Raw genomic sequence first — 24,738 nt, 5'->3', positions numbered from 1 at the left:
GCCGCTAGCGACGGGCCTGCCGGATCGGATCAGAGCGCCAGGCCGACCTTTGCGGCACTCCCGGATTTTTCGTAGCTCGGCCCTAGTGCAATGTCTGTGGCTCCGTGGGCGACTCCGCTTGCCTGTGCAGTTGCATCAGCGCCGATTCCAGCAGCGCATGCGCAACTTCCATTTCATGGATGACCGCCCGCATCACGATCGAGTTGTGCGAGGTCGGTGTCAGTCGCACGGACTGGCGGGCTACGGACAAGGCGCAGATCACGTATTCCGAGGTCTGAACCAGGGTGTCCTGCAGCATGTACGAGGGATCGAGGGGGGACGGTGGATCGGGGACTATCTTGCGCATACACATCTCCAGGATCAGTGGGGCTGCCGCAAGCTTGCTGTCAAACAAGAGGGTGGCAGCTGTACATGGGTTGACAGACCGAGGATCCCGGAGCAACTCGGCGCACACGAATGTGCCCCATGTACAGCCGCCATAGGCTGTAAATGCGCGCGGGATAAGTTATCAGCCTGTCAAAGCCGGTCGCTGAGGTGTCAACGACGAACCGAGACTAGGCCGCAATCCGAGCACTCGCAATGGGTTGGCAGCGCCGGCAATATAATTCGGAAATGGACTACAGGGAATGGGAAAAATCGGAGTTAAATCTGTAGGACCTTAGGCGCGCCAGGCGTGAATATTCTTCCCTGGCACAGATGCAATAAAGCCCCTGAAAGCGATGAGCTGTCAGAGGCCTTATCGTTATGCGTTTCCCCTCGCGATGGGGCGTGCTCAAGCCCACAAGCGTTGTGCGATAAGCGCCTCCAGTTTGCTCTGGTCCGCCGCAAACCCTCGAATCCCTTCGGCCAGCTGCGCGGTTGCCATTGCGTCCTCGTTCATCTGCCAGCGAAAATCGGCCTCGCTCAGTGGCGGTGGCGGCGCCTGATGGTCGGCGGGGGCGGCGAGCGCGGCCTGCAGGCTGCCCTCGGTCACTGCCAGCTCTTCCAGCAGTGCGGGGCTGATCGTCAGCCGATCGCAACCTGCCAAAGCAACGATTTCACCGACGTTGCGAAAGCTAGCCCCCATCACCGAAGTCGCGTAACCGTGGCGTCGCATGAAGCGGTAGCTGGCCGCCACCAATTGAACCCCAGGCTCCGACGCCGGCGCGTACTCCTTGTTCGGGTAAGCGCGGCGATGCCAGTCCAGCACCCGGCCAACAAAAGGCGAGATCAGGAATGCGCCGGCTTCGGCGCAGGCGAGTGCCTGGGCGAGGTTGAAGATCAACGTCAAGTTGCACTGGATGCCCTCACGCTCCAGTTCGCTGGCCGCGCGAATGCCCTCCCAGGTGGCGGCGAGCTTGATGAGGAAGCGCTCACGTGGAACGCCCGCCGCCTCGTACAGTGCGACCAGGCGCCTGGCCTTGGCCAGGCTTGCCTGTTTATCGAAGGACAGCCGCGCATCGACCTCGCTCGATACCCTGCCGGGCACGTGCTGCAACAGGTCGCAGCCCAAAGCAACGATCAGTTGGTCGGACAGTTGATCGATTGCCTGCGCATGCGGCAGGCCGGCAGCTTTCGCCAGGGCGCAGAGGTCATCGAGCAATGTGTCGTAGTGGCCCGACACCACGGCCTTGAGCACCAGTGAGGGGTTGGTGGTTGCATCATGAGGGGCGAAGCGGCGAACGGCCTGAAGGTCGCCGGTGTCGGCGACCACTGTGCTGTACTGCTCCAACTGGCTGAGCAAAGTTGGCATGCTGGAACCCTTTGGTGGTTGATGTCAGACGGCCATGGGCTGTGCGGGGTGCGAAGGCTCGGGCAGGGGCGTGGCCTGGTCTGCCAGCCCATGCATGATGGGTTTCAGGGCGTGGTAGGCCGCGCAGTAATGAACGAACATCTGCTCATACAGGGCTTTGTTCGCGGGGTTGGGATCGGCCCGTCGGCGCAGGGTGCGCCAGTTGCGGATAGCTTCGACGTCCTCGATGGCGCCGATTGCCAGTGCCGCGAGCATGGCACCACCCAGCGGCGCTTCGACCTGCTGCTCGATGGTGAACACGGCGTGGCCGGTGATATCGGCGATGATCTGCATCCACAGGTTCGACGCCGTGCCACCCCCTACCACGATCAAGTGCGGATCAAGCTGCAGCCCTGCCTGTTTGCCCATTTGCATGTTGTGACGCAAGGCAAACGCCAGCCCCTCCAATACTGCCCGGTACAGGTGAGCCTTGTGGTGGAACAGCGACAGCCCTATATAGGCCCCCGATGCCTTGGCATCCCAGATGGGGCTGCGCTCGCCCATCAGGTAGGGCAGGAACAACAGGCCGTCTGCACCGGCGGGCGTCTTGGCAGCGTCCTGCTCCATCAGTTGGTGCACCTCGGCGCCGGGTGACAGGGCAGCGGCCTGCTTTTCCTGTGCACAGAACTGCTCACGGAACCAGCTGATTGCGGCACCGGCGGTAATGGCGCCGCCGAAACTGTAGGTGTTGGCGCCAGCGTCGTAGACGTAAGGCATGTTGATCAGCCCTTTGCAGGCAGCGCTGCGCTGCTTGATGAAGCCCCAGCACATGCTGGTGCCCAGCATCGCGACATGGTTGCCTGGCGCAATGACCCCTGCGGCCAGTGTGGCCATCGCTGCATCGACTCCGCCGGCAACTACCTTGGTGCCTGGCTGTAGCCCTAGCCGCTGCGCCGCAGCCGGTAGCAGGCTGCCAATGACCTGCCCGGGCGCAACCAGGCGTTGCGGCATCAGGTGGGCGTCGATGCCCAGGGCATCGAGCATCAGAGGCGACCAGCCACGCGTTGCGAGGTCGTAGATGCCGCCGATATTGCCCGCTGAACTGTGGTCCACGGCCAGCTCGCCGGTCAGGTGGTACTGCACAAAGCTGTTGGGCGGCAGCAGGTAGCGTGCCTTGGCCCAGACCTCTGGCTGGTTGCGCTTGATCCACAGCATCTTGGTATAGCCGTAGTAGCTGTCGACACCGTTGCCCGTTATGCGCTGCAACTGTTCCACATCCACATTTTCGCGCACCCACTCGGCCTCGGCGATGGCTCGGCGGTCCATCCAGATGAGGCAGGGGTGAAGGGGGTTGATGTCGGCGTCCACCGGGATGCCCGAGCCCCCGTAGAGGCTGCTGATGCAGATGGCTTTGATCTGGGCGGCTGGTACTTGGCTGCGGCGGATGCTGGTCGCGACCGTTTCGTAGACAGCGTCCAGCCACACCTGTGGCCATTGCTGCGCCCACAACGGCCGAGGTTGCTCGACCTGGTAGCTGACACAGGCCTGGGCCAGCATTCCACCCTCGGTTGACATCAAGAGAGCCTTGGTACTTTGCGTGCCGATGTCGACACCAATCACGTAGTCCATTGTTGTCCCTTTTATTATTGGCGTGGTGGTTTATGTAGACGTGAACATTTTTTTGGCGATTTTATCCAACGGCAGTTTCAAGTCGCGGCTGATCAGTCCGTGGCTGAAAATGTTAACGTCAACATTTCAGGACGCTAGCACAACACGATTGTCACCACAATACGCATGCACGGTTGTGGCCTGGCGTACAATCGCTGAAAATCACGGCGCCCGCAGCCAGCCACCATCGAGCGTTCATGACCAGACCAGGCAAAGCCACCATCACCGACATCGCCAAACGCGTGAACATGACTACCGTCACGGTGTCGCGGGCGCTCAACCAGCCAGAGAAGGTCAAGAAGCAGACGCTGGAGCTCATCCTCAAGGTGGCTAAAGAGCTCAACTACGTGCCCAATGCCTTCGCCCGCAACCTCAAGAATCGCGAGAGCCGGCTGCTGGGCCTGGTCACGGCAAGCCTGGAAAACCCGTTCTACGGCGAGATCATCAAGGCGATAACGCGCGAGGCGAAGAAGCGCGACTACACCTTGATGCTGTTCGATACCGATGGCTCGCCAGAGCTGGAGGCGCGGGCGATCGATACGCTGCTCAGCTATCAGGTCGCCGGGGTGATCCTCTCGGTGATCAGCGACGATGACCAATACCAGCCGAGCTATCTGGCCAAGCTGGAGATGGCCGCCATCCCGGTCGTCCAGATCGACCGCCAGCTCACAGGTGCGCCGTTTGCCGGCGTCTACCTGGACAACGAGCAGAGCGGCTATCAGGGCGCGCGCGCGTTGTTGGCACAGGGGCGGCGCCGGCTGCTGGTCGTCGCCGGGCCGCAACGCTCGAAGATTTCCCTGGCGCGGCTGGCAGGCATTCGCCGCGCATTGGAGCAGTGGCCAGAGCCTACCGTGCTGGAGGTCGTGCATGGGGACTACACCCAGGCGCCGGCACGTGATGTGGTGCGTAATTACCTGCAAAGTGGCAAGTGGCCCGATGTCATCTTTGGCCTCAATGCGCTCATGACCTTGGGCGCGCTGCAGGCCATGCGCGAGGTTGGCTTGAGCCGCAATGACATAGCGCTGTTCAGCATCGACCAGGTGCACTATGCCGAGATCTATGGCCAACCCATCCCTTGCATCAGCCATAGCAGCGTCGAGTTGGGTGTTGGCGCGATCAACCTGTTGCTTGGCCAGATCGACGATCCTTCGCAACCGCTGCGCGATCAAGTCATTGAAGGACAGCTACTGCTCTGACCTGCCAACCATTGGCGGGTACGTACATATCTGGTTAAAAATGTAGACGTTGACATCCAATGCTGAGCTGGCGTCAGATTGGGACCGCACACGAGTTAAGCGATATGTAAACGTCTACATAAAAATAATCAAAGTGCCCTTTGTTCGTCAGGGGGCCAGGGAGGTGGCGAATGGCAACGCAACTCGAAGGTAAAGTGGCAGCGGTCACAGGCGCTGCGTCGGGAATAGGCCTGGCATCGGCCGAGGCGATGGTGGCAGCCGGTGCCAGGGTGGTCATGATCGACCGGGATGAAGCCGCCTTGGCCAGCGCGTGTGAACGCCTGGGGGAGGCGGCCATGCCGTTGGTGATCGACCTGCTGGTGCCTGAGCGCTGTGCAACGCTGCTGCCGGGTGTACTGGCGAAGGCCGGCCAGCTCGACATTCTGTATGCCAACGCCGGTTGCTACGTGGGCGGTGATCTGGTTGATGCGGATGTGGCGGCCATCGACCGCATGCTGAACCTCAACGTCAATGCCGTGATCAAGAATGTGCATGATGTGTTGCCGCACATGATCGAGAGGGGGACGGGCGACATTCTGGTCACAGGCTCGGTGGCCGGGCATTTTCCGGTTCCCTGGGAGCCGGTGTACTCGGCCTCCAAGTGGGCGGTCAACTGCTTCGTGCAGACGGTGCGCCGCCAGGTCAAGGCTCACGGTATCCGTGTCGGCGCCGTGTCGCCTGGCCCGGTCAGCAGTGCACTGCTGGCCGATTGGCCGGAAGAAAACCTGAAAAAGGCCAAGGCGAGCGGAAGCCTGATCGAACCATCCGACATAGCCGATGCGGTCATGTACATGCTCACGCGCCCGCGTAACGTGACGATTCGGGACATGATCGTGCTGCCTTCGGCATTTGATATGTAACGGTTGCACTCAACATCAACCGCTGCAGGCGTGATCTTGTCGAGGCAGCCTTCAGCGTAAGTTGGTCTGCGGTGTGTCTTATTTCAAAGCACTACCGAAACCCGCTGCTGGATTGGATGGTGGCCTATCTTCGAATGCGACTTGGATCCAATACTCCGGTTCTGTATCATCCGGCCGCCATCAGAATGATGGCCGATGATTATTTAAAGGACTGAAGTAATGAAAAAGCTGTTCAAGGCCACCGTAGCCGTTGCTGTCGTTTCGGGCGTTGCCCTGCTGTCCGGTTGCACTGGCCAAGTTTACAACCAGCAGAAAAACTGCTCGTACGACTACCTGTTCCACCCATCGGTTTCCATCTCCAAGGTCATCGGTGGCTGCGGCCCGATCGATAAACTGCCTCAGCCGCAGTAAGCTTGGCGATACCCTGATCGCGTCACCTGTGACCTGATCCAAAGCCCCCAGTCATGCATATGGCTGGGGGCTTTTGTTTGTCTGGCGTGACAACCTGCCGCTGGGACAACCTGCCGCCTTGCTTGTACGCCCGCAATTTGTTTGTGCTGGCATTTCAGATACAATCAGCGAAACGATTCAGCCCTGTCGGTCAATACGACAAAAGCCTGGGTCGTTTTCTGGTTCTTTAAGCCGCTGAACAATGATCACAAAAAGCCTGCGCACAAGAACACGAAGCACCTGGGCCAGCCACAGGCCCGTCCTCCGTTCTACAGACTGGAATTGATCAATGTTCAAGAAAGCTGGCAAGACCTTGCTGGGTCTGGCTGTCGCTGCGAGCTTCATGCAAGCGCACGCCGCAGAAACCAAGAAAGTCGATGTGCTGCTGGTCGGCGGCGGCATCATGAGCTCCACCCTGGCCGTGTGGCTGCACGAGCTGGAGCCAAGCTGGTCGATGGAAATGGTCGAGCGCCTGGATGGCGTCGCCGAAGAAAGCTCCAACGGCTGGAACAACGCCGGCACCGGCCACTCCGCGCTGGCTGAGCTGAACTACACCCCGGAAGACAAAGACGGCAACGTCAACATCACCAAGGCCATCGAAATCAACGAAGCCTTCCAGATCTCCCGCCAGTTCTGGTCGTGGCAGGTCCGTCAGGGCGTGCTGAAGAACCCGCATTCGTTCATCAACACCACCCCGCACATGAGTTTCGTGTGGGGCGATGACAACATCAAGTTCCTCAAGAAGCGTTATGACGCGCTGCAGGCAAGCCCGCTGTTCCGCTCGATGCAGTACTCCGAGGACCACGCGCAGATCGCCAAGTGGGTCCCGCTGATGATGGAAGGCCGCGACCCGAACCAGAAGCTGGCGGTGACCTGGACGCCACTGGGCACTGACGTGAACTTCGGCGAGATCACCCGCCAGTTCGTCGGCCACCTGAAGACCCAGGACAACTTCACCCTGAAGCTGTCCAGCGAAGTCCAGGACATCACCCGCAACGAGGACGGCTCCTGGCACGTCGAGTACAAGAACCTGAAGGACGGGACCGAGTCGGCCACCGACGCCAAGTTCCTGTTCATCGGTGCCGGCGGCGGCGCGCTGAAGCTGCTGCAGAAGTCGGGCATTCCTGAAGCCAAGGAATACGCAGGCTTCCCGGTCGGCGGTTCGTTCCTGGTGACAGAGAACCCGACCATCGCCATGCAGCACATGGCCAAGGCCTATGGCATCGCCTCGACCGGCGCGCCACCCATGTCGGTACCGCACCTGGACACCCGTGTGCTGGACGGCAAACGCGTGATCCTGTTCGGGCCATTCGCCACCTTCTCGACCAAGTTCCTGAAGAACGGTTCGTACCTGGACCTGCTCAGCAGCACCACCATGCACAACGTGTGGCCAATGACCAAGGTCGGCATCGAGCAGTACCCGCTGGTCGAGTACCTCGCTGGCCAGCTGATGCTGTCGGACGACGACCGCTTCGAAGCGCTGCGCACCTACTTCCCGAACGCCAAGAAGGAAGACTGGAAGCTGTGGCAGGCCGGTCAGCGCGTGCAGATCATCAAGCGTGACGCAGACAAGGGCGGCGTGCTGAAGCTGGGTACCGAAGTGGTGGCCTCGCAAGACCGCACCATCGCCGGCCTGCTGGGCGCATCGCCAGGCGCCTCGACCGCCGCGCCGATCATGCTGAACGTGCTGGAAACCGTGTTCAAGGACAAGGTCGCCACCCCGCAATGGCAAGCCAAGATCAAAGAGATCGTGCCGAGCTACGGCACCAAGCTCAACGATTCGGCAGCGGCCACGCAGAAAGAGTGGAACTACACCGCTGAAGTCCTGCAGCTGGAGAAGCCGCCGGTCATTGACCAGAGCGTCGGTACCAGCACGGGTGCTAGCCAGCCGGTTGAGAGCAAGCCAGAGAACGACATGGCGCTGTAAGCGTCAGCGTTGTGATCGAAAGCCACGGGGGTGACCTCGTGGTTTTTTTTTGCCTGTTCCGGCCCCACAGCCAACCCTGGCTCACCGCTGACGCAAAATGCACTCCAGCAAACCGGGGAAGCGTGCATTGAGCATTTCGCTGCGCAGTGAGTTCATATGGGTAGTGCCCACATTGCGCGTTTGCACCAGCCCCGCATCGCGCAATACGCGAAAATGATGGGACATGCTGGACTTCGGCCGGCCGCCGTCCAGCTCGCCGCAGCTGGCTTCCGCCACGCCTGCCAGGTGGCGCACGATTTCCATGCGTACAGGGTCGCTCAGCGCATACAGCAGGCGCTCGAGGATCAGGTCTTCAGGGGTGGGATGTTTGTAGGCTCGCATGGGCGTCATGATAACGGGGGTTTCATTAATTGCCATAGTTCGATTATGATCGAACTATCGTATTCAGATGAACCCGGAGTTCTCCATGTCCGCACTGTTCGAACCCTATACCCTCAAAGACGTCACCTTGCGCAACCGCATCGCCATTCCGCCGATGTGCCAGTACATGGCCGAGGACGGCATGATCAACGATTGGCACCAGGTGCATTACGCCGGCCTGGCCCGTGGTGGCGCCGGCCTGCTGGTGGTCGAAGCCACTGCGGTGGCGCCGCAAGGGCGTATCACCCCCGGTTGCGCCGGTATCTGGAGCGACGCCCATGCCCAGGCCTTTGTGCCGGTGGTGCAGGCGATCAAGGCTGCAGGCTCGGTGCCGGGCATCCAGATCGCCCACGCGGGGCGCAAGGCCAGTGCCAACCGCCCGTGGGAAGGTGACGACCATATCGCCGCGGATGACGCGCGAGGCTGGGACACCATCGCCCCGTCGGCCATCGCCTTCGGCGCCCACTTGCCGAAAGTGCCGCGTGAAATGACCCTGGACGACATTGCTCGGGTCAAGCAGGACTTCGTCGATGCCGCACGTCGGGCGCGTGATGCGGGCTTTGAATGGATCGAACTGCACTTCGCTCACGGCTACCTGGGGCAGAGCTTCTTCTCCGAGCACTCCAACCAGCGCACCGATGCCTACGGTGGCAGCTTCGAGAACCGCAGCCGCTTCCTGCTGGAAACCCTGGCAGCCGTGCGCGAGGTGTGGCCGGAAAACCTGCCGCTGACCGCCCGCTTTGGCGTGCTGGAATACGACGGCCGTGATGAGCAGACGCTGGAAGAGTCCATCGAGTTGGCCCGCCTGTTCAAGGCGGGTGGCCTGGACCTGCTCAGTGTCAGCGTCGGCTTCACCATCCCGGACACCAACATTCCATGGGGCCCTGCCTTCATGGGGCCGATCGCTGAGCGTGTGCGTCGTGAGGCAGGTTTGCCAGTGACTTCGGCGTGGGGCTTCGGTACGCCGCAGTTGGCGGAAGGGGCGTTGAAGGCCAATCAGCTCGACCTGGTGTCGGTGGGGCGTGCGCACCTGGCCGACCCGCACTGGGCGTATTTTGCGGCCAAGGAACTGGGCGTCGATAAAGCCTCGTGGACTTTGCCTGCGCCTTACGCGCACTGGCTTGAGCGTTATCGCTGATTCCTGGAGGGGCCGCACAGCGGCCCCGGCTCAAAACCGATCCAACCGGTAACCCTTCAACTCGGCACGAAGCTCCCGTTCAGCCAACCCCGCCACCCATTCCGCTGTCACCGCCGCCTGGGTCAACCCCAGGTGCTGATGCCCAAACGCTAGCAGCACGCGCCCATCACACACCCGGTCGATCACCGGCAGTGAGTCCGGCAGCGAAGGCCGCAAGCCCATCCACGGCGTCGCCCCTTCGGCATTCAGTTCACGCTGGAACAAACCCTTGCTCAACCGGTGCAACTGCCACGCCCGCTGCATGCTCGGCGGTGCATCGAGACCGGCGAACTCCACCGTGCCAGCCAGGCGCAAGCCCTCGGCCATCGGCGTCATGATGAACTTGCGCTCCAGCGAGGTGACGGCGAATGGCAAGCGCTGCTGCTCGCCAGGCAGCATCAGGTGATAGCCACGCTCGGTATCCAGAGGGACTCGTTTGCCGGTCAGAGCAGTGGTCAGTTGCGCTGAGTGCGCGCCGCAACTGATTAGCACCTGGCGCGCATGGAACGTACCTTGGCCGGTGTTGAGCTGCACGCCATTGCCATTCAGTTGTCCGCCATCGACCTGCGCCTGGACGAAGCGCACGCCACTGGCCTTGGCGGCTTCGAACAACTCGATTACCACACGGTAAGGATCGATGAAATGCCCGGTACGGGGGAAAAACAAGCCGCCCAAGATCGACGAGGTCAACTCTGGCGCAGCGGCGCGCACCGTGTCGGCTGACCAGAATTCAGCCGGCACCGCCTGCTGTTGCATGCGTGCCTGCAACGCCTCCAGTGCCGGGCGCGACTCGGCGCGCTCGAACACCAGCAACGAGCCGTCCTCCTTGAACAGCTCGCTGCGCCCGATGGAGCCGAGCAAACGCTGCCAGGCGCCCAGGCTGCCTTCGTTCAGTGCACGGATGCCGGCCACGCTGCGCTGGAACGGCTCCTGGCGCAGGTTGAGCAGCAGCCGGGTGAACCAGGGCAACGCCTTGGGCAGGTACTTCCAGTCCAGCCGCAGGGGCCCCATCGGGTCCAGCAGCATGCGCGGCAGGCGCTTGAGGATCGACAGGTCGGCAATCGGGAACACCTGCTCGGTAGCCAGGTGTCCGGCATTGCCGTAGGAGGCGCCGTGGCCCGGCGGTTGGCGGTCGATCAGCAGCACGCGACGGCCCTGGCGGGCCAGTTGCAGGGCGCAGGCGACACCGACAATGCCGGCGCCGACCACAGCGATATCGGTCTGGGAGGGGGCGTGGGCCATGATTCAGTGTTCCCGCTTGCCGTCGAGCAAGCGCCGCACCTGCAGCGGGTTTGCGTGCTTCAGCGCCTGCGGCAGCAAGGCATCGGGGAAGTCCTGATAGCACACCGGCCGCAGAAAACGCAGGATCGCAGCCGTGCCCACCGAGGTGCTGCGCGCATCGGACGTTGCCGGGAACGGCCCGCCGTGGACCATCGCATCGCACACCTCAACCCCGGTCGGCCAGCCATTGACCAGCAGGCGCCCGGCCTTGCGTTCGAGGGTCGGCAGCAGGCTGCGGGCGCTGTCGAGGTCGGCATCGTCCAGGTGCAGGGTCGCGGTCAGTTGGCCCTCCAGGTGCTCGGCCACCTGGCGCACTTGTTCATCGCTGTCGCAGGCCACCACCAACGAAGCGGCGCCAAACACCTCGGCCTGCAAGCCCGGGTCGGCGAGAAACGCGCTGGCCTGGGTGACGAACAGCTGAGCCTGGCACTGGTTCGGGCCTTGCGGGGGTTGGCCGCAGGCCGCGACCTTGGCATTGCTGTTTTCGGTCAGGGCGCCCACACCCGCTGCGTAGGCATTGAAAATGCCCGGGGTCAGCATGGTCTGCGCCGCTGCATGGCGTACTTGCTCGCTGGTGGCGGCGATAAAACGCTGCAGTGCCGGGCCTTGGCGGGCGACTATCAGGCCGGGGTTGGTGCAGAACTGCCCGGCGCCCTGGGTCAACGAGGCAACGAAACCTTGGGCCAGTACCTCACCACGCGCCTGCAAGGCTGCGTCGAACAGGAACACCGGGTTGATCGAGCTCATCTCGGCATACACCGGGATCGGTTCCGGGCGCGCCTGAGCCGCGTGGCACAGGGCCAAACCGCCGCTGCGCGAACCGGTGAAGCCAACGGCCTTGATCCGCGGGTCGCTGACCAGGGCGATGCCCACTTCACGCCCAGCACCATACAGCAGCGAGAAGACGCCCTCTGGCAGGCCGCACAGCTGCACGGCGCGAGCGACGGCCTGGCCGACCAGCTCACTGGTGCCCGGGTGCGCGCCGTGTGCCTTGACCACCACCGGGCAGCCGGCGGCCAGGGCCGAGGCGGTGTCGCCACCGGCCACCGAGAAGGCCAGGGGGAAGTTGCTGGCGCCAAACACCGCTACCGGCCCCAAGGCCACCTGGCGCTGGCGCAGGTCGGCGCGCGGCAGGGGCTGGCGCTGTGGTTGGGCGGCATCGACGCGCACATCCAGCCATTCACCACTGCGCACCACGCGGGCGAAGGTGCGCAGTTGGCCACAGGTACGGCCCTGTTCGCCCAGGATACGTGCCTTGGGCAGGCCACTTTCGGCCACGGCACGGCCGATCAAGGCATCGCCCAGCGCTTCTATCTGCTGGGCGATGGTTTCGAGAAAGATTGCGCGTTGCTCCAGTGAGGTTTCGCGGTAGGCGTCGAACGCAGCCCAGGCCAGTTCGCAGGCGTGGGCCACGTGTTCCCCGGTACCACCGGCATAGGCGGGTTCCAGAGGCTGGTTGGTAGCCGGGTCGATGGCGCGGATCGCTTCGCGGCTGCCGGGTACGGGGCGTTGGCCGATCAGCAGTTTGCCTGTCAGGGGCATGGAGCCTCCTTCATAGTCGGTTTCTGGGTCGGGGCTGCCAAGCAGCCCCAGGGTTCAGGCCAGGTTCTGCTCGGCCGACCAGCTGGCATACCACGTGCGGAACAGCGCGTACTGCTGTTCGGCGTAGTTGCGCTGGGCGTCGGTGAGCGCATCGGTTTCGTTGAAGTGCAGGCTGTATTCGCGGTCGCCGTTGAGCACCATCAAATGTTTGTAATACAGCACCAGGTCGCAGCCCTCATCGAACGACGACAGCACCGCCAATGCCGACTCCAGCTCGCGTGCCAGGCGGCGGGCCCTGGCGTCACCCTTGGCCGCTTGCTTGCTCAGGCTCACCAGTTGCAGCACTTCACGCGGCAGGGCATTGCCGATGCCGGTAATGGCGCCGGTGGCGTTGCAGTTGACGAAACCATGGACTACCTGGGTATCCACGCCGACCATCAGGGTCACATCGTCGTCTTTGGAGGTGATGTGCTCGGCGGCGTAGCGCAGGTCGGCACCACCACCGAACTCCTTGAAACCGATCAGGTTCGGGTAGTCGCGGCGCAGTTCGAAGAACAGGTCGGCACGGGTGGCAAAGCCGTAGTAGGGGCTGTTGTAGATCACTGCAGGCAGCTTCGGCGCCGCTTGCAGGATCGCGGCGAAGTGGTGCTTTTGGGCGATCAGAGAGGCGCCACGCGACAGCACGCGGGGGATGACCATCAGGCCGGCGGCGCCGACCTTGGCGGCATGGGCTGCATGGGCCACGGCTTCACGGGTGTTCACCGCGCCGGTGCCGACGATGGTCGGGATGCCGGCGGCAACCAGGCGCGCCACGCCCTCCTGGCGCTCGGCTTCGGTCAGCAGCGGCCAGTCGCCCATCGAGCCGCAGTAGACCACGGCGCTCATGCCGGCCTCGATCAGCTCGCGCCCTTTGCGCACAAGGGCGTCGAAGTCTGGCTTGCGCTCGGTGGTGCAGGGGGTCATCAGGGCAGGCATGCAGCCGGTGAAAATATTGTCGCTCATGGGTATCACTCCTTGCAGTATTCAGTCTGGGTTGCGAAGAAAATGGCCTGGGCAGTCAGATGCCCCAGGCGAAAGGGTCTTGTTCGTCGATCAGCAGGGTACTGTCGGCGGTCATGTAGGCGCGGCCGGTGATGAATGGGCGAATATGCTCACCTTCGCGCTCGTAACGGCCGTGGAACTGGCTGCCGGTAATGCTGGCCTGGACCCAGGTCTGGCCTTCGGCGAGCTTGCCGTCGGCGGCCAGGCAGGCCAGCTTGGCGCTGGTGCCGGTGCCGCAAGGCGAGCGGTCATAGGCCTTGCCGGGGCACATGACGAAGTTGCGGCTGTCGGCATCAGGGTCGGCGGCAAACAGCTCGATATGGTCGATGGGGGCGCCGTGCTCGCCGGTGATGCCTTGGGCCTCCAGGGCCTTGAGCATCGCCCAGGTGAACGCGGTGAGAGCTTCGCGGTTGTCCAGCTCGACGCGCTGGCCGTGCTCTGAAACCAGGAAGAACCAGTTGCCGCCCCAGGCGATGTCGCCGTGCACCACGCCATGGCCTGGCACGTCCACCGACACCTGCCGGCGGTAGCGATAGGACGGCACGTTGCCGACGGTGACCGCGCCGTCCTCGTGCAGGGTGGCGCTGACCTGGCCGACCGGCGTGTCGATTTTGTGCACGCCCGGCTGGATCAGCCCCAGGTGCCGTAGCGAGGCGACCAGCCCGATGGTGCCGTGGCCACACATGTTCAGGTACCCGGCATTGTTGAAAAAGATCACCCCACAAGTGGCGTCTTCCGACACCGGGGCGCAGTACAGCGCACCGACCAGCACATCGTTGCCGCGTGGCTCCAGCAGGCAGGCGCGGCGCCAGTGGTCGTGCAGCTCGCGCAACTCATCGCGCTGCTCGGCCATGCTGCGGCCATTGAGTTGCGGGAAGCCATTCATTACCAGGCGGGTCGGTTCGCCGCCGGTGTGCGAGTCGATGACGTGAACGTGTTTCATGGGCATGTCCATTCTCTAGTGAGCCTGCTTTTGTGCTGGTTGTGCCGGCGACAGGGCCAGTAGCCTTCAGGAGGCCAGTGCAGCCGGGCGAGTGGCGGCCTGGGCCTCGTGGCTTGTTTCGCTTTCGTCTTCGCCTTCCAGGCGCACCAGGTGGGCCGGCACGCCGGTGGCAGCACCCCAGTAGTAGATGCCCAGCGCGCAGGCCGCGACGACCACGGTATCGAACGGGTGGCCGATCACGCCCAGGCCGCCGAAACTGCCCAGCCAGGAAAGCAGGATGGTCACCGCGTAAAAGCCGATCAGCCAGGCGCTGGAGCGCACTTGCTGGGCCAGCGACAGGTGCTGGGTCGGCACGAAGCGGCCGCACAGCAGGTACAGCACGAACATCACGATCTGCAGGGCCAGTAGCCACGACACGGTGTTCCAGCCGGACCAGTAGACGATCAGCGCGGCGATGATGAACGACAGCGGGCCCAGCACGCCCATGCCCTTGACCCGGAACGGGCGTGGCATATCTGGCGCATTGCGGCGCAGGGCAGCGACGGTGACCGGCGCTACGGCATAGCTCAGCACCAGGGCTGCAGACACCACGTTAATCAGCGCTTCCCAGGACGGAAAGGGCAGGGTCCAGAACACTGACAGGCCGAAGGTCAGCCACAGCGCCGGGCGTGGGATGCCCGATTGCTCGTCGATGCGGGTGAAATACTTGAAGAAGGTGCCGGTCTGGGCCCAGCCATAGATCACCCGCGGGGTGGCGTTCATGTAGATGTTGCCGCAGCCGCTGGGGGAGATCACCGCATCGGCCACCACCAGGTAGGCCAGCCAGCCTACGCCCAGGGCCAAGGCGATGTCACGGTAGGGCAGGGCCAGTTCCTTGGTCACCGAAGCCCAGCCGTTGGTCAGCATTTCGGTTGGCACGCTGCCAAGGAAGGCCAGTTGCAGCAGGGCATAGATCGCGGTGGACAGCAGCACGGAGAGGATCAGCGCGATGGGTATGGTGCGCTGTGGGTTCTTGACCTCGCTTGCCACCGAGATGATTGGTGTCAGGCCCAGGTAAGCGAAGATGATGCCGCCAGCCGAGACGGCCATTTCCACACCGGACATGCCGAAGGGGGCGAAGCCCTGGACCTCGAAGTTCTCTGGCTTGAAGAAGGTGAACAGCACACCGATCACCAGCAGCGGCACGATGAACTTGAACACGCTGACCAGGTTGTTGGCCTTGGCGAAGGTCTTGACGCTGCGGTAGTTGAGCAGGAAGAACAGCCCCAGCAGCGCAAACTGCACCAACCAGCCGAGCACGGTGGGGTCGCTGGAGCCGGCCTTGGTCAGGCCGGGGAACCAGGCCGCGGCGTACTGGCGTGATGCGACCACTTCGATGGCGATCAGGCTGGAGAAGGCGATCAGGGTGATGAAGCCCATCAGGTAGCCGAGCAGTGGGCCGTGCGAGTACACCGGGTAGCGCACCACACCCCCGGCGCGTGGCAGCGCGGCGCCGAGTTCGCAGTAAACGATGCCCAGTAGCAGTACGGCGAAGCCGCCGAGAAACCAGGAGAGGATGCCGGCCGGCCCGGCAATGGCCGAAACGTGGCTGGCGGCGAACAGCCAGCCGGAGCCGAAGATGGCGCCGAGGCCGATGAAGGTGAGGTCCAGCAATGACAGCTGTTTCTTGAATTTGCCTGACATGGGGTCGCCTTTTTGTAGGTTTTGGATAGGCAGGTCTGATGTCACCAGGTGCGGCTTTTGGGGCCGCGCTCTTGTAGGTTTTGGGCGGCTTGCGTGGGAACTAGAGTGGACCGAACGGGGCCACGGTTCTTGATGGTTTTCTGCAGGGCAGATGACGAAATCGGCACAATTGCAGAAAAGACTGGCGCGCCGGTCACCAGGCTGGATAGGTTGGAGGCCTTGCTGTGCAAGGGTTTGAGAGTTTTGCCGGCGATGGCGCCGGTGCAGACACTAGAGAATTGACTGATGGCCGACGCCACCTTGGCAGCCCTGTACCAGAACTTGGACCAGCACCGCCCCGCCAGCCTTGAGGCACTGCTCGCCGGGGTATCCCTGCTGTTGCCGATCCTCGATGCCATCCCCAACGCCGCGATCTTCATCAAGGATCCGGATGCCCGCTATGTGCTGGCCAACAACACCCTGGTTCAGCGCTGCGGCCTCAAGCGCCTGCAACCACTGTTGGGCAAGACCAGCGCCGAAGTCTTCCCGGCGCAACTGGGCCCCGGTTATACCGAGCAGGACCGTCGTGTGCTCAAGGATGGCCTGGTGCTGGAAGACCAGCTCGAGCTGCACCTGTACGGCAGCCGTGAACCGGGCTGGTGCCTGACGCACAAGCGCCCGCTGTACAACCAGGCGGGCGAGATCCTCGGCTTGGTCGGCATTTCGGTCGACCTGCAATCAGCCGCCGACAGCCACCCCGCCTATCAACGCCTGGCCGCGGTGGATGAGCACATTCGCAAGCACTTTCACCAGCCGATCAGCATGGGCGAGCTCACCCGCATCGCCGGTATTTCCGTGGCCCAGCTGGAGCGCTACTGCAAGCGGGTGTTCCACCTCACGCCCCGGCAGATGATCCACAAGGCACGCCTGGAGCACGCCCGTCGTCTGTTGCATTCGGAGCTGCCCATCACCGACGTGGCGATGTGCTGCGGCTACACTGACCACAGCGCCTTCAGCCGCCAGTTCAAGCAACTGACCGGCTTTACGCCGCGCCAATATCGGTTGGTTCGGTGTAATGAAACACAGGGAAGAGATGCCGGCGCTAAACTACGTTGGGTAGGAAGGTAGGTATTATTCTCAAGTATTTTATTGTTGGAAGCGACGGTGCGGAGGATAACTGATGGTCAATAATAGAGTGTCTAGCAGTCGGGTGCACAATACCAAACGAGACGCGCTGTTTGTGAGTTTCGCGCGATCTTATTGTCCGTACGGTTATCTCAGAGTTGCGCAGCCTAGCACTGGGTTTGTGGCGTTTAATGGTGAATGGTGTGGTCTTGTTGCGGGCGGATACTTGCTCGGTAATGGTCATCGATTGCTGAATACGCAGATAATGAGGTTTGGCAGCCCAGACTTGCTAAGCCCTTTCGGACGAGGAGGCATCAATGCTTATAGTTTTTGTTCCGGAGATCCTATAAATAATACAGACCCGAGTGGGCGCTTCGCCCTGTCCATGATAAAACCCCTGAAGCGTCTCCAGCATGGAGTCAAGGCCATCCCGCGAATAGCAGCTAGTGAACGTCTTAATTTCAAGAGTCAGCAAAAAACGAAGGTCAGTGTTTTTAGTCAGTATCCCAAATTGAGTAATCGGAAATTATCCAAGTTTGGAACGGAGTTCGAGCAATTTCAAGAAGCCTCTGCAGATCAAGGTTTCAAGCCGATTGTTATTAACAGTAAAAGCGATCTTAAATATGTGTCGGGCTATCACTCAAGGCGATTTGTATTAACAGATAGAGGGGAGCTTCTGGTCGATGGAACGGCTGATTTGAACCGACATGGTATGAATCATGCCATACTGGCAACGTACGGTTCCAAAGGGGGCGGCGTGATTGCAGCAGGTATGATTGCAGCCCCAAAGAGTGGTCACGTTATGCTTTGGAATGATTCAGGGCATTACCATCCCAACTTCTCTACACTCTTCCCTGTGGAGTTCAAGCTGACTGGCATGGGGGTTGAGGTAGAAAGGATCAGAGTATTGGCGAGTCTCGGCTAACTTAATGATAAACAAATCGGTTTTAGCTATGGATTATGCATAACTATTCGGGCCTCTGCGAAGCACTGTTCGGCTATTGACGAGCGCGGCTCGCTGCGGCGCAGCAGCAGGCCGACCGGGCTGTGGATGGCGGCGTCGGCCACCGGTACGATGCGCAGGTGCTCGCTGAGGTCTTCCAAGCCACAGTCTAGCGGCATGATCGCGCAGCACATGCCGGTGTTGATGGCCTGGATCAGCTGGAAGGTTGAGTCGCTTTCCAGCACCGCATGCTGCTCCAGGCCACGGCTGCGGAAGCTCAGGTCCAACGATTGGCGGTAGTGCATGCCTTTGCTTAGCAAGCCCAGCGGTATATCGCTGAGTGAATCCCAGCGCAGCGGGTCGCCGGCAAACTGGAAGTGCCGGGTGTCGTGCAGCAGGCCCATGGTGGTCGTGCCCAGTTCGATCACTTCGAAAAAGCTGGTGTTGACCTGGTCCATGTAGCAGATACCCAGGTCGAGTTGGTTGCGGCTGAGCCCGTCGATGACTTGCTCCGAGCTCAGCGAGCTGAGCTGAAACTGCAGCTCGGGGTATTTTTCGCGCAGCGGCAGCAGCAGCTGCATGGGGTTGAAGCTGGCCAGCGGCACGGTGCCCAGGCGCAAGCTACCAACCACTTGGCCGCGGCAGCTGGCTGCCTCGGCCTGCAGGCCATCATGGGCGGCGAGCAGGGTGCGGGCCCAGGCCAAGATGCGCTCGCCGGCTTCGGTGAAGCCCTCGAAGCGCTGGCCGCGCTTGACCAGCACCAGTTCCAGTTCGTCTTCCAGGTTGCGCAGGCGCATGGACAGGGTCGGCTGGGTGATATGGCACAGCGCCGCAGCCTGGCCGAAGTGGCGGGTCTGGTCGAGGGCGATGAGGAACTTGAGCTGCTTGATGTCCATGGGAGTGCCTGGGGTCTGGTTGTGCTGACCTTAACCAAGTCAGCGATAGATGTCATTGATCGGGCGGTACGGCATATCGATTGGACGCGCTCTGGTCATGTCTCTAGCGTAACGACCATGCCATACAAGGAGCTTCACTGTGCGCGTTCAATCCGACGCGGTCTTCGTACCGCTCAATATCGCCGTACTGACGGTAAGCGACACCCGCACCTACGACAACGACACTTCGGGTGAGCTGCTCGCCAGCCGCCCGGTGCAGATTGGCCATCGCCTGGTGGCGCGTGCGCTGCTCAAGGACGACCTGTACAAGATCCGCGCCCAGGTGGCCACCTGGATTGCCGATGAGCAGGTGCAGGTGGTGCTGATCACCGGCGGCACCGGTTTCACCGGGCGGGATAGCACACCGGAAGCGGTGGAGTGCCTGTTCGATCGGCGTATCGACGGTTTCGGCGAGCTGTTCCGGGCGTTGTCCATTCTTGATGTCGGTACCTCGACCGTGCAGAGCCGGGCGTTGGCCGGCATGGCCAATGGCACTCTGGTGTGCTGCCTGCCAGGCTCTACCGGTGCCTGCCGCACGGCGTGGGAAGGCATCCTGGTGGAGCAGCTGGATGCGCGGCACCAGCCTTGTAATTTTGTGAAGCACCTTAAGCCCATCGCGCCCTGCGAAACTCGCGGTTGATCAGTTCCGGCCCTATCGCCGGCAAGCCGGCTCGGGTTGATCACAGTCTTTGATTACTGTGGTGCACCCGTGGGAGCCGGCTTGCCGGCGATAGGGCCAGTCAGCTCAACACATGCTCCACCGGCTGCAGCGCCGGTGGCAGCGGCTCCACGCCCAAGGCCCCCAGCACATCCCGCTCGACCGTGCGCACCATGGCATCGGTCGGCAGGTCGTTCTCGTCTCGCCCGAACGGGTCTTCCAGTTCATTGCCGATCGCATCCAGCCCAAAGAAGGTGTACCCCACAATGGTGGTAAACAGCGGTGCCAGCCAGCCCAGCGGCTCGGCCAGCGCGAACGGCAGCAACAGGCAGAAGATGTAGATGGTCCGGTGCAGCAGCAGGGTATAGGGGAAGGGCAGCGGTGTGCCCTTGATCCGCTCGCAGGTGGCCTGTACCTCTGACAGCCCGACCAGGCGTTGTTCCAACAGGCTGTAGCGCCAGTCGCTGATTTGCTGCTGCTCGGCCAGGCGTGAGCAGCGGGCGCCAACCTCCTGCAAGATACCGTCGCAGACATTGTGCGGGCGGATCGCAGCGGGGTTGGCCAGCCACGGCCGGGCGGCGGCCCCCTCATCCTCGTTGCGCAACTGGGCATTGAGCGCATGGGCAAAGCCGCACAGGCTGTGCAGCACCTCGGCGCGCAGCTTTTCATCGGCGATCACCACGCTCTCACGTACGAACGAGCGGGTCTCGATGATCATCTTCCCCCAGGCCTTGCGCCCCTCCCACCAACGGTCGTAACAGGCATTGTTGCGAAAGCTCATGAAGATCGACAGCGACAGGCCAAGGAGTGTGAAGGGGGTGGCGCTGACGGGGTAGAAAAACGCCGGGAAGTGGCGTTCGACCAGCACGATCAAGGCGGCGAGCAAGGTGACCATCAGGCAGCGCAAGGCAATGCGCTTGACAATCGAACCCTTGAGGGTGAACAGCACGCGCAACACATCGGGGCGAGAGTGAACGATCATGGAAGTCCAGAGACGGCCGGTCAGCCGCCGGTCATGTTCATGAAGCGCAGGATCTGCACATCGCCACCGACCTCGAAATGATGGCGGTAGGGCTTGAGGTGCAGTGAATCGCGGATGGCTTTTTCCAGCCGCTCGGCATCACCCGGGTGGGCACGCAGCACCTGTTTGAGGTCCATCGAATGTTCATTGCCCAGGCACAGCAGCAGCCGGCCTTCGACGGTCAGGCGCACACGGTTGCAGGTGGCGCAGAAGTTGTGGCTGTGCGGCGAGATGAACCCGACACGGGTGCTCGCCGCTTCCGCCAGGCGCCAGTAACGCGCCGGGCCCTGGGACGACTCGGTCGATTCGATCAGGGTGAATTGCTCGGCCAGCCGCGCGCGCACTTCGTCGCTGGAGCAGAACGACTCGCCGCGTTCATGCTCGTTGATCACGCCCAGCGGCATTTCTTCAATGAAAGTGATGTCCAGTTCGCGGTCGATGGCAAAGCGCACCAGGTCGACCAGCTCATCGTCGTTGCGCCCCTTGAGCACCACGCAGTTGAGTTTGATGCGCTGAAAACCCGCGCGGCGGGCCGCGTCGATGCCGGCGATCACCTGGGCCAGGTCGCCGGTGCGGGTCAGTTGCTTGAAACGTTCTGCATCGAGGCTGTCGAGGCTGATGTTCAGGCGCGATAGGCCGGCGTCGAACAGCGGCTGAGCCAGGCGGGGGAGCTGCGAGCCGTTGCTGGTCATGCACAGTTCACGCAGGCCGGGCAGGGCGGCAATGCGCCCGCACAGGTCGACGATGCCCTGGCGGACCAGCGGCTCGCCGCCGGTGAGGCGAATCTTGCGGGTACCCAAGGCGACGAAGCGCTCGGCCACCTGGAACAATTCCTCAAGGCTGAGGATCTGCTGGCGCGGCAGGAACTGCATGTCTTCAGCCATGCAGTAGACGCAACGGAAGTCGCAGCGGTCCGTGACCGACATCCGCAGGTAGTCGATTTTCCGGTTGAAGCCGTCGATCAGGGCCCGGCTGTTCTGTTCCACGTTCGCGCTCGGCAGGGGAGGAGTACTGGTTCCACGCTATAACCTGCGGTGTTCGCCGTCAAATTGCTTTGCCCGACTGCTTGATCAATCTCATCTATCACGGCTGCAGGGCCAGTACTCCAAGGCCTTGATCGGATTGTCGCGTTTGCGTGATTACCCGCGAAGGGAACGCTGCCAACACCAGCCCATCATCGAAACGGCCTATCACCCCGTAAGACATTTCGATTGGACGGCCCCCTGTCGGCCTCCATAGGCTGAAAAACAAGCACCGGACGACACGATCCGCTGCACTTTTCGATGCCCGCGTGAGGATTGACCGCATGAGCCAGGACGAACATATCAGGGACTACAAGGGGCCGGCCGCTGGCTGGGGCGCGCTCAAGAGCGTGACCAAGAGCTGGCTGGGCAGTGACAACGCCTTCAAGAACCTGCGGGCCATGCTCAAGACCAACCAGAACGGCGGTTTCGACTGCCCCGGCTGCGCCTGGGGCGAGTCGCCGGAAAGCGACATGGTCAAGTTCTGCGAGAACGGCGCCAAGGCGGTCAACTGGGAGGCCACCGGCCGTTCGGTCGACCCCGCGTTTTTTGCCAGGTACAGCGTCAGCGCGCTGGCCGAGCAGACCGACTACTGGCTCGAATACCAGGGCCGCCTGACCCACCCGATGCGCTACGATGCGGCTACCGACCATTACGTCGAAACCTCCTGGGAAGAGGCCTTTGCCTTGATTGCCCGGCACTTGCATGCGCTCGATTCGCCCGATGAGGCCGAGTTCTACACCTCCGGCCGGGCCAGCAACGAGGCGGCATTCCTGTATCAGCTGTTCGTCCGCGCCTATGGCACCAACAACTTCCCTGACTGCTCGAACATGTGCCACGAGGCCAGCGGCGTGGGCATGTCGGAAACCCTCGGCGTAGGCAAGGGCACCGTGGTGTTCCACGACCTGGAACTGGCCGATGCGATCTTCGTCATCGGCCAGAACCCCGGCACCAATCACCCGCGCATGCTCGAGCCGCTGCGTGAAGCGGTCAAGCGCGGCGCCCAGGTGGTGTGCTTCAACCCGCTCAAAGAGCGTGGCCTGGAGCGCTTCCAGCACCCGCAGCACCCGTTCGAAATGCTCAGCAACGGCTCCGAGCCGACCAACACCGCCTACTTCCGCCCAGCCCTGGGCGGCGACATGGCGGCCATGCGCGGCATTGCCAAGTACCTGCTGCAGTGGGAGCGCGAAGCCCAGGCCAAGGGTGAACCAGCGGTATTGGACCATGACTTCATCGCCGCGCACACCAGCGGTGTGGACGCCTACCTGGCGGCAGTGGATGCCACCTCTTGGGGCCATATCGTCGAGCAGTCCGGCCTGACCCTGGCCGAGATCGAGCTGGCCGCGCGCATGTACCGCAAGGCCGAGCGGGTGATCATGTGCTGGGCGATGGGCGTCACCCAGCACCGCCACTCGGTGCCGACCGTGCAGGAGATCGTCAACCTGCAACTGTTGCGCGGCAACGTCGGCAAGCCCGGGGCGGGCATGTCGCCGGTGCGTGGCCACAGCAACGTGCAAGGCGACCGCACCATGGGCATCGACGAGAAACCCAGGGCGGCGTTGCTCGATGCCTTGGAAAAACGCTTCCAGTTCCGCGTACCTCGCGCCCATGGGCACAACGCGGTGCTGGCGATCCAGGCCATGGAGCAACAGCGTGCCAAGGTGTTCATCGCGCTGGGTGGCAACTTCGCCCAGGCGACGCCGGACACCCCCCGCACCCACGCGGCCCTGCGCAACTGTGCGCTGACGGTGCAGATCTCCACCAAGCTCAACCGTTCGCACCTGGTCACTGGCCGCGATGCGCTGATCCTGCCCTGCCTGGGGCGCACCGAGATCGACCTGCAAGCCGGCGGGCCGCAGGGCGTGACCGTGGAAGACACCTTCAGCATGGTGCATATTTCCCATGGCCAACTGCGCCCGCGTTCCCCGCACATGCGGTCCGAACCCTGGATCATTGCCGGCATGGCCAAGGCCACGCTGGGCAACAAGCCCATCGATTGGGAATACGCCGTTGCCGACTATGGCCGTATTCGCAGCATGATCGCCGATGTCATCCCCGGCTTTGCCAACTTCAACCAGCGCCTGCAGCAGCCAGGCGGTTTCCACTTGGGCAACAGTGCCGCCCAGCGCAGTTGGCGCACGGCGACCGGCAAGGCGCGTTTCAGTGCCAGCCCGTTGCCAGAGCATCTGGTCAATGCCCAGGTGCTCGCCCGTGGCGACAAGCCTGACCTGATCCTGCAGACGATGCGCTCGCATGACCAGTACAACACCACGCTTTATGGGCTAGATGATCGTTATCGGGGCGTGTTTGGCCTGCGAGAAGTGGTGTTCGTCAGCGAGGCGGACATCCGCCGCCTGGGCTTTGAGCCGGGTGAGCACGTAGACCTGGTGTCACTGTGGGAGGACGGTGTGGAGCGCCGGGTATCGGGCTTCCGCCTGGTGCCCTACGACATTCCCGATGGGCAGGCAGCGGCCTACTACCCGGAAACCAACCCGCTGGTGCCGTTGGAAAGTTACGGCGAGGGCACCTATACGCCGACGTCGAAATTCGTGGCGATTCGGCTTGAGAAGGCCAAGGCCGGGAACCGAATCGAAGCGGTGGCGGCGCAGTGATGGGGCGCTAAGGCAGGCACCGATCAGGGCCTGTGTACCGGGAAAGCCGTGGTGTATTTCATCTGCTCCATGGCAAAGCTGGACGTGATGTTGGAGAGCCCATCGGTGCTGGTAATCAGCTTTTTGTAGAACCGGTCGTAGGCGGCGATATCGCCCACCACCACCCGCAGCATGTAATCCCAGTCCCCAGACATGCGATAGAACTCCATCACCTCCTCGAAGCCTTTCACTGTCTCGGCAAACTGCTCAAGCCAGGCGCTGTCGTGGCGCTGAGTCTTGAGCTGGACGAATACCGTCAGGCCCAGGCCCAGGCGTTCGGGGTCGAGCAGGGCGACGCGGCCGAGGATGTAGCCATCCTCTTCCAGGCGTTTGACCCGCTTCCAGCAGGGGGTGGTGGAGAGGTTGACGGCTTCGGCCAGGTCCTTGAGCGAGAGCGAGGCGTCGCGCTGGAGCAGGGTGAGGATGTGCTGGTCGAAACTGTCCATGAGGATCCGCTGGCGGTCAG

General features: G+C 62.5%; 22 protein-coding genes. 9 read left to right on the top strand and 13 right to left on the bottom strand.

Annotated elements, in window-relative coordinates; genetic code table 11:
* Nucleotides 1-82 precede the first annotated feature (82 nt).
* From EGJ09_RS25455 to EGJ09_RS25445, 3 genes are all read right to left on the bottom strand, one after another.
* On the bottom strand, nucleotides 83-346 hold the full coding sequence (locus EGJ09_RS25455; RefSeq protein ID WP_125925102.1) for a hypothetical protein: 264 nt from the start codon (nucleotides 344-346) through the stop codon (nucleotides 83-85).
* A gap of 426 nt (nucleotides 347-772) precedes the next feature.
* On the bottom strand, nucleotides 773-1,732 hold the full coding sequence (tal, locus tag EGJ09_RS25450; protein WP_125925101.1) for a transaldolase: 960 nt from the start codon (nucleotides 1,730-1,732) through the stop codon (nucleotides 773-775).
* A 24-nt stretch (nucleotides 1,733-1,756) separates the two neighbouring features.
* A complete protein-coding gene (locus EGJ09_RS25445; RefSeq protein WP_125925100.1) occupies nucleotides 1,757-3,340 on the bottom strand; it encodes an FGGY-family carbohydrate kinase in 1,584 nt (527 codons plus the stop codon).
* Between the two features lie 236 nt (nucleotides 3,341-3,576).
* Here EGJ09_RS25445 and EGJ09_RS25440 point away from each other — a divergent pair, with 236 nt between their 5' ends.
* From EGJ09_RS25440 to mqo, 4 genes are all read left to right on the top strand, one after another.
* On the top strand, nucleotides 3,577-4,575 hold the full coding sequence (locus EGJ09_RS25440; RefSeq protein ID WP_039601630.1) for a LacI family DNA-binding transcriptional regulator: 999 nt from the start codon (nucleotides 3,577-3,579) through the stop codon (nucleotides 4,573-4,575).
* 170 nt (nucleotides 4,576-4,745) lie between these two features.
* A complete protein-coding gene (locus tag EGJ09_RS25435; protein ID WP_046788000.1) occupies nucleotides 4,746-5,474 on the top strand; it encodes an SDR family oxidoreductase in 729 nt (242 codons plus the stop codon).
* 219 nt (nucleotides 5,475-5,693) lie between these two features.
* Nucleotides 5,694-5,885, top strand: a complete 192-nt coding sequence (locus EGJ09_RS25430) for a DUF4223 family protein (protein WP_008097338.1) — start codon at nucleotides 5,694-5,696, stop codon at nucleotides 5,883-5,885.
* A 328-nt stretch (nucleotides 5,886-6,213) separates the two neighbouring features.
* Nucleotides 6,214-7,851: a malate dehydrogenase (quinone) gene (gene mqo / locus EGJ09_RS25425; RefSeq protein ID WP_046788001.1), complete on the top strand. Its 1,638-nt coding sequence runs from the start codon at nucleotides 6,214-6,216 to the stop codon at nucleotides 7,849-7,851.
* An 81-nt stretch (nucleotides 7,852-7,932) separates the two neighbouring features.
* On the opposite strand, the gene EGJ09_RS25420 is transcribed toward mqo, so the two are convergent.
* Nucleotides 7,933-8,268 (bottom strand): helix-turn-helix transcriptional regulator, encoded by a 336-nt coding sequence (locus tag EGJ09_RS25420; protein WP_039601627.1) that lies wholly within the window; start codon nucleotides 8,266-8,268, stop codon nucleotides 7,933-7,935.
* Between the two features lie 49 nt (nucleotides 8,269-8,317).
* On the opposite strand from EGJ09_RS25420, the gene xenA reads away from it, so the two are divergent.
* Nucleotides 8,318-9,409: a xenobiotic reductase XenA gene (gene xenA / locus EGJ09_RS25415; protein ID WP_046788002.1), complete on the top strand. Its 1,092-nt coding sequence runs from the start codon at nucleotides 8,318-8,320 to the stop codon at nucleotides 9,407-9,409.
* A gap of 30 nt (nucleotides 9,410-9,439) precedes the next feature.
* Here the strand turns inward: xenA and EGJ09_RS25410 are convergent, their stop codons facing one another.
* The 5 genes from EGJ09_RS25410 to EGJ09_RS25390 form a co-directional block, all read right to left on the bottom strand.
* Nucleotides 9,440-10,690: an FAD-binding oxidoreductase gene (locus tag EGJ09_RS25410; protein WP_125925099.1), complete on the bottom strand. Its 1,251-nt coding sequence runs from the start codon at nucleotides 10,688-10,690 to the stop codon at nucleotides 9,440-9,442.
* Between the two features lie 3 nt (nucleotides 10,691-10,693).
* Nucleotides 10,694-12,271 (bottom strand): aldehyde dehydrogenase (NADP(+)), encoded by a 1,578-nt coding sequence (locus EGJ09_RS25405; protein ID WP_125925098.1) that lies wholly within the window; start codon nucleotides 12,269-12,271, stop codon nucleotides 10,694-10,696.
* Between the two features lie 54 nt (nucleotides 12,272-12,325).
* Nucleotides 12,326-13,273 carry a dihydrodipicolinate synthase family protein gene (locus tag EGJ09_RS25400; protein WP_125925097.1) on the bottom strand — a complete coding sequence of 316 codons (948 nt, stop codon included), beginning with the start codon at nucleotides 13,271-13,273 and terminating at the stop codon, nucleotides 12,326-12,328.
* A 55-nt stretch (nucleotides 13,274-13,328) separates the two neighbouring features.
* Nucleotides 13,329-14,255: a 4-hydroxyproline epimerase gene (locus tag EGJ09_RS25395; RefSeq protein ID WP_125925096.1), complete on the bottom strand. Its 927-nt coding sequence runs from the start codon at nucleotides 14,253-14,255 to the stop codon at nucleotides 13,329-13,331.
* A gap of 66 nt (nucleotides 14,256-14,321) precedes the next feature.
* The gene (locus tag EGJ09_RS25390; RefSeq protein WP_125925095.1) at nucleotides 14,322-15,938 is read right to left on the bottom strand and encodes an APC family permease; all 1,617 of its coding nucleotides are present in this window, start codon (nucleotides 15,936-15,938) and stop codon (nucleotides 14,322-14,324) included.
* A 285-nt stretch (nucleotides 15,939-16,223) separates the two neighbouring features.
* Between EGJ09_RS25390 and EGJ09_RS25385 the strand changes: the two genes are divergently transcribed.
* Nucleotides 16,224-17,045: an AraC family transcriptional regulator gene (locus tag EGJ09_RS25385; protein WP_231386165.1), complete on the top strand. Its 822-nt coding sequence runs from the start codon at nucleotides 16,224-16,226 to the stop codon at nucleotides 17,043-17,045.
* A 52-nt stretch (nucleotides 17,046-17,097) separates the two neighbouring features.
* Nucleotides 17,098-17,967, top strand: a complete 870-nt coding sequence (locus tag EGJ09_RS25380) for an RHS repeat-associated core domain-containing protein (protein ID WP_125925094.1) — start codon at nucleotides 17,098-17,100, stop codon at nucleotides 17,965-17,967.
* A 26-nt stretch (nucleotides 17,968-17,993) separates the two neighbouring features.
* On the opposite strand, the gene EGJ09_RS25375 is transcribed toward EGJ09_RS25380, so the two are convergent.
* Complete coding sequence (locus tag EGJ09_RS25375) at nucleotides 17,994-18,881, bottom strand: LysR family transcriptional regulator (RefSeq protein WP_125925093.1); 888 nt, start codon at nucleotides 18,879-18,881, stop codon at nucleotides 17,994-17,996.
* A 139-nt stretch (nucleotides 18,882-19,020) separates the two neighbouring features.
* Here EGJ09_RS25375 and moaB point away from each other — a divergent pair, with 139 nt between their 5' ends.
* Nucleotides 19,021-19,560, top strand: coding sequence for a molybdenum cofactor biosynthesis protein B (moaB, locus tag EGJ09_RS25370; RefSeq protein WP_125925092.1), 540 nt, complete (start codon nucleotides 19,021-19,023; stop codon nucleotides 19,558-19,560).
* Nucleotides 19,561-19,660: 100 nt separating this feature from the next.
* Here the strand turns inward: moaB and EGJ09_RS25365 are convergent, their stop codons facing one another.
* Nucleotides 19,661-20,560, bottom strand: coding sequence for a bestrophin family protein (locus EGJ09_RS25365; protein WP_125925091.1), 900 nt, complete (start codon nucleotides 20,558-20,560; stop codon nucleotides 19,661-19,663).
* Nucleotides 20,561-20,580: 20 nt separating this feature from the next.
* A complete protein-coding gene (gene moaA, locus EGJ09_RS25360) occupies nucleotides 20,581-21,585 on the bottom strand; it encodes a GTP 3',8-cyclase MoaA (protein WP_080952203.1) in 1,005 nt (334 codons plus the stop codon).
* 320 nt (nucleotides 21,586-21,905) lie between these two features.
* Between moaA and EGJ09_RS25355 the strand changes: the two genes are divergently transcribed.
* Complete coding sequence (locus tag EGJ09_RS25355) at nucleotides 21,906-24,233, top strand: FdhF/YdeP family oxidoreductase (protein ID WP_125925090.1); 2,328 nt, start codon at nucleotides 21,906-21,908, stop codon at nucleotides 24,231-24,233.
* Nucleotides 24,234-24,256: 23 nt separating this feature from the next.
* Here EGJ09_RS25355 and EGJ09_RS25350 read toward each other — a convergent pair whose 3' ends face one another.
* Complete coding sequence (locus EGJ09_RS25350) at nucleotides 24,257-24,718, bottom strand: Lrp/AsnC family transcriptional regulator (protein ID WP_012315727.1); 462 nt, start codon at nucleotides 24,716-24,718, stop codon at nucleotides 24,257-24,259.
* Nucleotides 24,719-24,738 lie beyond the last annotated feature (20 nt).

The sequence above is a fragment of the Pseudomonas sp. p106 genome (assembly GCF_003936645.1).
GTDB classification, from domain to species: Bacteria; Pseudomonadota; Gammaproteobacteria; order Pseudomonadales; family Pseudomonadaceae; genus Aquipseudomonas; species Aquipseudomonas putida_E.
Note: the sequence above shows the minus strand (reverse complement) of the source record. Positions and strands in the feature narration are given on the sequence as shown.